Source organism: Tabrizicola sp. (genome assembly GCF_030694085.1).
Taxonomy (GTDB): Bacteria; Pseudomonadota; Alphaproteobacteria; order Rhodobacterales; family Rhodobacteraceae; genus Tabrizicola.
The window spans coordinates 1-8858 of the sequence record NZ_JAUXZE010000075.1; the positions used below are offsets into that span (position 1 = coordinate 1).

An 8858-nucleotide genomic window follows, 5' to 3' on the forward strand; every position below is an offset into this window, starting at 1 on the left:
CAAGGTTTCCAAAGGCTCGGCGCGCGGTTTTCCCATGTCGGCAGCTTATATTGTGACGGCGCTTTCTGCCAGAGAAATGCACCTATAGCGCCGCAGCTTTGTCGGCTCCACAATGTCCAATAAGTTTGCATTATCGGACGTAAAGACGATAGGCTCACCGGCATGACCGAAACACCAGAGAAATCGCCTTCAGAACGCCCGCAACGTCCCGATCGCCATGAAGGGGACGACAGCGCTGATATGGAGCGCGACAATATCGCCCTGCCCTCGCATGTCGCTGGCTCGGGCACACTCGACCGCCTGGTCGAAACCGCGAGCAACTATGCGCGTCAGGCGGCGTCGGAGAACACGCTGAAGGCCTATGCCAAGGACTGGGCCCACTTCGCCCGCTGGTGCCGGATGCGCGGCGCGGACCCTCTCCCCTCGTCGCCTCAGCTGATCGGACTCTACATCGCCGATCTGGCAGCGCCGAGCGGCAAGGCCTTGTCGCAGTCGGCGTCCCGACCCCTCTCGGTTGCCTCGATAGAGCGGCGGCTGTCCGGCCTGACCTGGGGCTATGCGCAGCGCGGAGAACGGCTGGACCGCAAGGACCGCCACATTGCCAGCGTTTTGGCGGGCATTCGGCGCAGGCATGCCCGGCCCCCCGTGCAGAAGGAAGCGATCCTGCCCGAAGATCTGCGCGACATGCTGGCCACCCTGCCCCACGATCTGCGCGGCCTGCGTGACCGCGCCATCCTGCTGATCGGCTTCGCTGGGGGTTTGCGGCGGTCGGAGATCGTCAGCCTTGACCACGGGAAAGACGACACGCCCGACAGCGGCGGTTGGGTCGAAATCCTGGAGGACGGCGCGCTGATCACCCTGCGCGGCAAGACCGGTTGGCGTGAGGTTGAAATTGCACGCGGCTCCTCCGACCAGACCTGCCCGGTCCATGCATTGAGTCAATGGCTGCACTACGCCAGGATCGACTTCGGCCCGCTTTTCGTCGCCACGTCGCGAAACGGCCTGAAAGCTACAGGCGAACGGCTGTCGGACAAACACGTCGCTCGCCTGATCAAGACCTGCGCCCGTGAGGCTGGTCTGCGCCCCGACTTGCCCGAGGCAGAGCGCGTCCGTCTTTTCTCGGGCCACTCCCTGCGCGCAGGCCTTGCCAGCAGCGCGGAAGTTGATGAGCGCTATGTTCAAAAGCAGCTCGGTCATGCCAGCGCAGAGATGACCCGCCGTTATCAGCGCCGTCGTGACAGGTTCCGCGTGAACCTTACAAAGGCCGCAGGACTGTAAGCCCCCCCTGCCCTATCGAATCTTTAGTGCGTCTAGAACGGGTTCTCGACCGCAGCCCCGGTCGGCGCGAAGTCACTGACGTTCCCGGTCACGACGATAGCGCCATGGCGTAGCGCTGATGCCGCGATCATCAGATCAGCGCCGTTATGGCCGATCTCCGCCGAGAGCCGTCCCCAGATGCGCGCATCCTCGGCCTCAAATGGAAGTAGGCGATCCGAGAACAGCAAGATTGTGCGATCAAGCCAGCTGCGGAGGTCGCTGGCAAACGCTGGATCGCGGATCTCCTGCTGGCGAATGCCGCGCTCGATTTCGCCCAGCGTGATAACACTCAGGAAAAGGTCCTGCTCAGCCTTGCCACGTAACCAGGCTGCCACCTGGGGAGCACGGTCCGCGCGGCGCACGGCCGAGATGACGTTGGTGTCGAGAATGTACATCAGAAGCTTACGTCACGTGGGACGGCCGTGGCGCGCGGGAAGTCCCCGCCGGGAAAGGCCATCAGATGCTCTGCAAAGCTCTCTCGCGCCCTTACGGCACCTTCTACTAGCCGGTGATATTCATCCGCAGACAGGATGACCACTGCAGGTTTTCCACGCCGCGTGACCTCTTGCGGCGTTCCCGCCAACGCCGCATCGACGACTGCGCTGAACTTGTTTTTTGCACCCTGAACAGTCCACATGGCGTATCACCTAGCTAGCTATCTGGCTAGATAAATGGCGCCTTAGGTTGAACATGTCAAGGCGCCCCATGTCGTAAGCTTCAGATGGTTAAGGTCGGATGAGAAAACTCATCCGCCGCCACTGTCTTCGCCAAACGGTCGTTTATTGGTGGTATCGGAAACTGCAAACGGCCTGTTTTGATGTCCCTGATCGGCTATGCGCGCGTCTCGACGGAGGATCAGACATGGGGTAATCGCGGGCCCTTGGTCCCCTGACCGCCGTCAAGGCTGGGAGGGTGGCTGTTCCCCGATAAGATGAAGGTACGGGCTCTCGACTGGACGCCGGGCCCAAACATCTGATGGAGAACAGCCATGAAGGAATATATTGGTCTGGACGTTTCTATGAAAGAGACCGCTGTGTCGATCCGGCGCGACGGGGAGCGTATCTGGCGCGGAAAATGTGTTTCCGACCCTGCGGTGATTGCGCAACTGGTGCGCAAGCGGGCACCAACGGTCGACCGGATCGTGTTCGAGACCGGGCCCCTGTCGGTCTGGTTCTATCATGCCCTCCGTGCCGAGAGCTTACCCGCGATCTGCATCGATGCCCGGCACGCCAAGTCGGCCCTCGACATGGCGCCGAACAAGACCGACGCGAACGATGCCGACGGTTTGGCACATCTGGCCGAGATCGGCTTCTTCCGGGAAGTGAGGGTAAAGGGCTTTGACAGCATGCTGGCGAGGACCCTGATCGCGGCGAGGAACCGACTGGTCAGGATCACGGTCGATCTTTCCAATCATATCAGAGGGTTCATGAAGACCTTCGGCCTTCTCATTCCTGCTGGGAAGGGAAGCACGTTCGAAGGACATGTGCGTCGACTTCTTTCCGATCACCCGAAATTGTCAGAAATCCTGCTGCCGATGCTCGACGCCTGGTGCGCAACTCGACTGCAGGCCGCCCGACTTGCCCGCCAGATTGCCGCGGAAGCGCGGCAGAACGATGGCTGTCGGATCCTGATGTCGATCCCGGGAGTGGGTGCGATCACCGCAACATCGTTTGTCACCGCGATCGAAAGCCCGGATAACTTCCGGAAGTCCCGATCGGTCGGCGCCTGGGTCGGCCTGACAACCCGCCGGTATCAGTCCGGCGAGATCGACTACAAGGGTCACATCTCCCGCCGGGGTGATCATCACCTCCGCGGTCTGCTTTACGAGGCGGCATCTGTGATTCTGACCCGAAGTTCGGCTGAAAGTGACCTCCGGGCCTGGGGGCTGAAGCTCAGGGAGCGCATCGGCTTCAAGCGCGCAGCCGTCGCATTGGCACGGAAACTGGCGGTCACGATGCACGCGATGCTCCGGGACGGCACGCTGTTTGAGCGAGGCACGAAACCAATTGCGTGAGATTGCAGGAATAGCGCTCGGGCATTGAGCGCGCCGACGCGTCCCTGCCGGGACGTAGGTAGGGCCTTTCGTGCAGGGGGATGCACCGCTGAGACCTCAGCTGAGTGCGGATCAGACATAGGAAGGCCCACCCGCGAACACCAATCATGCGGCGACCAACGTGTCGACCGCGAAGACGACCCTGCTCCGGCAAACGTACCTTGGCACGCCTCGACGAACTCTTGCGCTGATGAGCAATGGCTTTCTGCCGCAGTACGAAAGAAAGGGCTTGCAAAATGCAATGCGATTAGACGACCCCCCTGCCCCAGTCGCAGGCCCTGAAATCCGCAGGCTGCGTCGAGATCCACGAGGAGCAGGCCTCGGGCGGGAACCGCGCACGGCCCGTGCTTGCGCGCGTACTGGAGCGGATAGGCAAAGGCGACACGCTGGTCGTGGTGCGCATCGACCGGTTGGCACGGTCGCTCTCGCATTTGCTGGAGGTGATCGAGCGGTTGGAGGAGAAAGGCGCCTTCTTCCGATCGCTCACCGATCCGATTGACACGTCCTCGCCGCAGGGCAAGTTCACCCTGCAGGTCCTGGGCGCCGCGGCCGAGTTCGAGCGGGCCCTGATCCGCGAACGCACCAAGGCCGGGCTGGCCAGCGCAAGAACCAAAGGCCGGCTCGGCGGCAACCCGGGACTGCGCGCACGGGATCCGGCGGCACTGCGCAAGGTGAGGCTGGCGCGGCAGGACGGCTACATGGAACGCCTGAACGAGACGGCGCAGGACTGGGTGCCCCATGTCCGCCGCCTGCGGCCCGACTTAGCCTGGGAAGATGTGGTACGCATAGTCAACGGCCCCCTGCCCCACGAGCGTCAATGTACGCAAAGCCGCCTTTTGCGCGCGGTCAACGCCTATGTCCGGGACGGCTTCCTGCCGCCCACGGTACTGGACCGCGCCGGCCGCCGCGAAACCGACGACCGCCTGCCCGCCATCGTCGCCGCAATCAAGGGCGCGGATCCCGGCATCACGCTTCAGGCGATCTGCACCCGGTTGGAAGCAATGCGCGAGCGCACGCCCCGTGGGCGGACAAGCTGGCAGCCGTCATCCGTGAAGATGTTGCTGGAACGAGCCGAAAGGCTAGGGTTGCTTGAGTGAAGTTGCGGGAATCGACCGCGCGATTCTGAAGATCGTCGTTACGTAGGCGTCCACAATACATGTTGTGGCCACGACATCACGGGCCACGAACTGTTGAAGTAACCTACGAACAGGGTCACCCAAGGCATTGATACTTAACAGCTTTATCTCGTCAGAAATGGGCCGCCTCAACGCCCTCAGGCCGTTCAACAGTTAGGGGTGGATTTATTCGCCAAAACTGTTAAGGTCTACAAAACAATAAAGACTTGAGGGCAGTGATGAGCGGGATACGGGCCTCACAAAGATTCGACGTCATGTCCAAGCGGCTCGGTAGCCGGTTGCGCGAACATGCGCAGGAAACCTTCCCACCGGATGCCCAGAAGGGTCTCCGTCGTTTCGCGATGCGTGAAGCGGCTGATCTCCTTCGGATCAACCAGAACACCTTCCGCCACCATGTGTCAAACCTCGAGGGCTTTCCCGAAGGCATCCTTGAGGGTGGCAACCGCCGCAGCTTCTCTGCCGAAGAAATGGTCGAGGCCCAACGCGTCCTTCTTGGGACGGGTAGGATCAAGCCCGATGAGCACCCTCACAGAAGAGCCGGCGAACCGTGCCAGGTCGTGACAATCTTCAACCTGAAGGGCGGGTCCGCAAAAACGTCGACCGTGGCTCATGTTGGTCAGCTACTGGGCCTTCGCGGCTATCGGGTCCTACTGATCGACCTCGACAGCCAGGCAAGTCTGACGAACCTGTTCGGGGTGACCCCTGAACTCGATCCAGACATGCCGACCTCCTACGATCTGATCCGGTCGGAAGGTCCCCTGCCCGCCTCCGATATCATTCGAAAGACGAACTTCCCGACTGTGGATCTGATCCCGGCCTCCATGGACATCATGGAGTACGAGTTCGAGGTCGCTTTGAGCTTCAGACACGGCGCCACCACCTTCCACAGTCGGATCCGTGAAGCGCTTGAGCCTGTCCTGAGCCGATATGATGTGGTGATCTTCGACACCCCGCCGCAGCTGAACTTCTCGGTGATCTCTGCCCTCTTTGCTTCCACTGGGGTCCTGATCCCGCTCAACGCGTCCATGCTTGATGTGATGTCTCTGGCAAGCTTTCTCGGCATGGCGAGCAACCTGATGGGCGTCGTCGAGGCGCATGCTCCCGAACACGGTCTGAACTTCGTTCGGGTGCTGATCACCCGGTACGAGAACACCGACAGTCCACAGGTCCAGATCTCGTCTCTGCTTCGGACGGTCCTTGGCGATGCGGTCCTCCCGGCCGAGTTCCTGAAATCGACGGCGGTAGGCGATGCTGCAAACACCCAACAGAGCATCTTTGAGGTCGAACCTCGCGACGTGAACCGCAGAACATACGAGCGTGCGATCGAGTCCGTTTCACGCGTGACCGACGAAGTTGAGCGCGAAATCCTCAAGGCATGGGGGCGTAGCCATGGCGCGTAAGGTCTTCGGGGACTCACTCAAGAACGCGATGGGTAAAGCGTCAACGTCGGATGAGGATGCGGATCTCGATCTGAAGCGCACGAGCCCAACTGTCGCTCGAGCGCAAGCATCGGTGTTGGAAGAAGACAAGCACGCCACACGCCTGATCGACCCGAGCACTGTTCGGATGTCTGCGGTCATGGATCGTATCGATCCGAGCGATGGCCTCGAGGAACTTGTGTCCTCGATCCGGGAGCATGGGCAAAAGGTTCCCATTCTTGTCCGCCGAACCCAGGATGGCGCACTTGAGATCGTCTATGGGCGCCGCAGGCTTCTCGCTTGTCGTGAGCTTGGTCAGAAGGTGCGAGCCACGGTCATGGAAATGACCGAAGAGGAAGCTCTGATCGCTCAAGGCGTTGAAAACAATGCCCGCCAAGACCCCTCGTTTATCGAGAGGGCTCTGTTCGTCGCCGGGATCATTCGCGAACTTGGGAAAACAGACGAAACGCGCAAGAACGCCCAGACCATCGCCTATCGGGCGCTCCAGATCGATGAGTCTCTTGTCTCTCGGATGAACCGTATCGCGACGGGTATTCCAATGGAGCTGATTCAGGCCATCGGACCTGCACATGGCGTTGGTCGGAGGGTCTGGGAGAAGCTTTTCAGGCTGTGCGAGAAGGACGTCTCGAGAGCCAGGGAAGTTGCCCGCGAAATCCCCCGCACCTTGCCGGGTCCAGACCGACTTGACGCAGCGGTTACGCTGCTCACAGCCACCAAGGCAACTACACCCGGGGTTGACCAAGGTGAGCGCGTGAAGATCGGCCGCAAAGGCAACCGCATCACCATCGATGTGGACGCTGACCTTGCCCCGCGCATCGAAGACGCCATCCGAAAGCTGATCGGCGAGCTTCTTGACCGCGACGACCCCGTGTCTTGACCGCGGTCAAGACATCAAGAGCAACGAGCAGAAAACGAAAGGAGGACCGGCTAGAAAAGGAAAGACCCCCCGAAAGCGGTGCTTCCGAAGGACCTCAATCAGTCTCGACACCTGATTGATACCCCCAAAACGAATCGAATTCAACACCGCTCGCGGTGACCGGGGAAGCTTTTTCTTCCGAAACACCATGAGACATGTCACTCAAGCACGAACCGCCTTGGCGGACCAGGCAGCTATTGCCTGCCCTAGCCCCTACGAGCTTCTGGGGCCGGTGCGAGTTCTTCGGAAAGACCTGAACCTCACGAGCAACGACGTCACCGTACTGACAGCGCTCGTCAGCTTTCTTCCGCGCGATCACAGCCCCAACTCTAGTGAAACACAGTGCAAGCTGACCGTTGTATTCCCTTCCAACGCCTCCTTATCAGAGCGCGCAAACGGCATCGATGAGAGAACGCTTCGCCGCTGCCTGGGGCGCCTTGAGGCTGCGGGACTCATCCAGCGAAAGAGTTCAGCGAACGGGAAACGCTTCCCTCTCCGCTACGGAGGCATCATCAGGGATGCGTTTGGGATCGACTTGGGTCCGCTAATGCAGAGCCACGACGCTCTTGCAGCCAGAGCATCGAAGGTCACAGAAGAGCGTGAACGCCTGCGCTGCCTCAAGGCAGAAGCCCTAGCCCTGCGCGCGTCCCTTCTTCAAGACGAACAGCTCAATGACGCAAGGTTGGCTTCACTGGAAACGATCCGAAACCTGCTTCGTCGGGCAACCCTGACTGCCGACACAGTCTTGCAAATCATCGCTGGTCTCCGCGAGCTTGGAGCCAATGCCAAGCCGAGCTACGGAGAGTGCCACGGTTCAAACACCCGTGCGGACCGAGTGCAATCGCAGGACCAAACCCTCGGCCGTGAGTGCGCGAGCGAAATGTCCGCCAGGAACGGACAAAATGACCGGCAGATAGAGTCTGTAAAAAAAGAACATATAAAGAAAGACACGCACGTGAAGCAGACCAACGCTTCCCAAAGCGTTGGGGCAGCGACCATGAACCGAGACCCTGCGAAAATGGCGTGGACGGACTTTTCACATGTCGCGGACTTCTTCCCAGACCCGCCACGAACAGGCGAAGCCCTCAACCGCGTTCTCTTCGATATCGGTCGATTGCTTAGAATACGCCAAGAAAAACTGATGCTTGGTATCCAGAAAGCTGGGGCCGGACGGCTTTTGCTGATTTTGGACTACCTGTTGGGGAAGGGCGAAGCGATCAGGCAGCCCGAGGCATACTTTGAAACGATCCTGCGCACATAGAACATGCAGGTTGCACTTCTTGACCGCGGTCAAGACAGCCGAAGAGAGGGAAAGGCTGGGGGTTTGAGGGGTGACGGGAAGTGAGATCGGGAGAGTGGCTTCCGGCGCCCGTCGTGGAGAAGATCTGATGGCGAAAGCAGCCCAGAAAGTCACCCTGTCCCCGTCGCGGGACATCCCCTTCGACAAGCTCGTGCTGAGCCAGTCCAACGTGCGGCGCATCAAGGCCGGCGTCTCGGTCGACGAACTGGCCGAGGACATCGCGCGGCGCGGCCTGCTGCAGGGCTTGAACGTCCGGCCCGTGCTTGATGCCGACGGGGTCGAAACCGGCACGTTCGAGATCCCGGCCGGCGGTCGGCGTTTTCAAGCGCTGTCGCTGCTGGTGAAGCAAAAGCGCTTGGCGAAGACCGCGCCGATCCCCTGCATCGTGCGGGATGCCGCGTCGGAGATTCTGGCCGAGGACGACTCGCTGGCCGAGAACATGCAGCGTGTGGCTTTGCATCCGCTGGACCAGTTCCGTGCGTTCCAGGCCCTGCGCGAAAAGGGTCAGGGCGAGGAAGCGATCGCGGCGGCCTTCTTTGTCACACCGCAGATCGTGAAGCAGCGCCTGAAACTCGCCTCCGTGGCCCCTGCCCTGCTCGAGGTTTATGCCGAGGACGGCATGACGCTCGAACAGCTGATGGCCTTCACCGTGAACCCGGATCATGCGCGTCAGGCGCAGGTCTGGGATGCGGTGAAG

At 60.8% G+C, this 8858-nt stretch carries 9 protein-coding genes; 7 read left to right on the forward strand and 2 right to left on the reverse strand.

Translation table 11 applies throughout. The features are described from left to right. The first annotated feature begins 162 nt into the window (after positions 1 to 162). Positions 163 to 1278, forward strand: coding sequence for a tyrosine-type recombinase/integrase (locus Q8M85_RS17955; RefSeq protein ID WP_371135303.1), 1116 nt, complete (start codon positions 163 to 165; stop codon positions 1276 to 1278). A 32-nt stretch (positions 1279 to 1310) separates the two neighbouring features. On the opposite strand, the gene Q8M85_RS17960 is transcribed toward Q8M85_RS17955, so the two are convergent. Both Q8M85_RS17960 and Q8M85_RS17965 read right to left on the reverse strand, forming a co-directional pair. Then, the gene (locus Q8M85_RS17960) at positions 1311 to 1712 is read right to left on the reverse strand and encodes a type II toxin-antitoxin system VapC family toxin (protein WP_305547133.1); all 402 of its coding nucleotides are present in this window, start codon (positions 1710 to 1712) and stop codon (positions 1311 to 1313) included. Beyond that, positions 1712 to 1954, reverse strand: coding sequence for a type II toxin-antitoxin system Phd/YefM family antitoxin (locus tag Q8M85_RS17965; protein ID WP_305547134.1), 243 nt, complete (start codon positions 1952 to 1954; stop codon positions 1712 to 1714). Before Q8M85_RS17965 ends, Q8M85_RS17960 begins: the two co-directional genes overlap by 1 nt. A 351-nt stretch (positions 1955 to 2305) precedes the next feature. Between Q8M85_RS17965 and Q8M85_RS17970 the strand changes: the two genes are divergently transcribed. The 6 genes from Q8M85_RS17970 to Q8M85_RS17995 form a co-directional block, all read left to right on the forward strand. Next, a complete protein-coding gene (locus Q8M85_RS17970) occupies positions 2306 to 3331 on the forward strand; it encodes an IS110 family transposase (RefSeq protein ID WP_305547135.1) in 1026 nt (341 codons plus the stop codon). Positions 3332 to 3630: 299 nt separating this feature from the next. Next, positions 3631 to 4467: a recombinase family protein gene (locus Q8M85_RS17975; RefSeq protein WP_305547143.1), complete on the forward strand. Its 837-nt coding sequence runs from the start codon at positions 3631 to 3633 to the stop codon at positions 4465 to 4467. 293 nt (positions 4468 to 4760) lie between these two features. Beyond that, complete coding sequence (repA, locus tag Q8M85_RS17980) at positions 4761 to 5906, forward strand: plasmid partitioning protein RepA (RefSeq protein ID WP_186312460.1); 1146 nt, start codon at positions 4761 to 4763, stop codon at positions 5904 to 5906. Then, positions 5896 to 6822, forward strand: coding sequence for a ParB/RepB/Spo0J family partition protein (locus Q8M85_RS17985; protein ID WP_305547137.1), 927 nt, complete (start codon positions 5896 to 5898; stop codon positions 6820 to 6822). The genes repA and Q8M85_RS17985 overlap by 11 nt, the downstream gene beginning before the upstream one ends. A 187-nt stretch (positions 6823 to 7009) precedes the next feature. Next, on the forward strand, positions 7010 to 8122 hold the full coding sequence (locus Q8M85_RS17990) for a helix-turn-helix domain-containing protein (protein WP_305547139.1): 1113 nt from the start codon (positions 7010 to 7012) through the stop codon (positions 8120 to 8122). Between the two features lie 127 nt (positions 8123 to 8249). Next, a partial coding sequence (locus Q8M85_RS17995) for a ParB/RepB/Spo0J family partition protein (RefSeq protein WP_305547141.1) occupies positions 8250 to 8858 on the forward strand: 609 nt, incomplete at its 3' end.

Bases quoted from the DNA above. Each gene is read 5' to 3' on its own strand.
- Q8M85_RS17990 (WP_305547139.1), top strand. From the start codon at position 7,010: ATGAGACATGTCACTCAAGCACGAACCGCCTTGGCGGACCAGGCAGCT.
- repA (WP_186312460.1), top strand. From the start codon at position 4,761: ATGTCCAAGCGGCTCGGTAGCCGGTTGCGCGAACATGCGCAGGAAACC.
- Q8M85_RS17965 (WP_305547134.1), bottom strand. From the start codon at position 1,954: ATGTGGACTGTTCAGGGTGCAAAAAACAAGTTCAGCGCAGTCGTCGAT.
- Q8M85_RS17985 (WP_305547137.1), top strand. From the start codon at position 5,896: ATGGCGCGTAAGGTCTTCGGGGACTCACTCAAGAACGCGATGGGTAAA.
- Q8M85_RS17970 (WP_305547135.1), top strand. From the start codon at position 2,306: ATGAAGGAATATATTGGTCTGGACGTTTCTATGAAAGAGACCGCTGTG.
- Q8M85_RS17960 (WP_305547133.1), bottom strand. From the start codon at position 1,712: ATGTACATTCTCGACACCAACGTCATCTCGGCCGTGCGCCGCGCGGAC.
- Q8M85_RS17955 (WP_371135303.1), top strand. From the start codon at position 163: ATGACCGAAACACCAGAGAAATCGCCTTCAGAACGCCCGCAACGTCCC.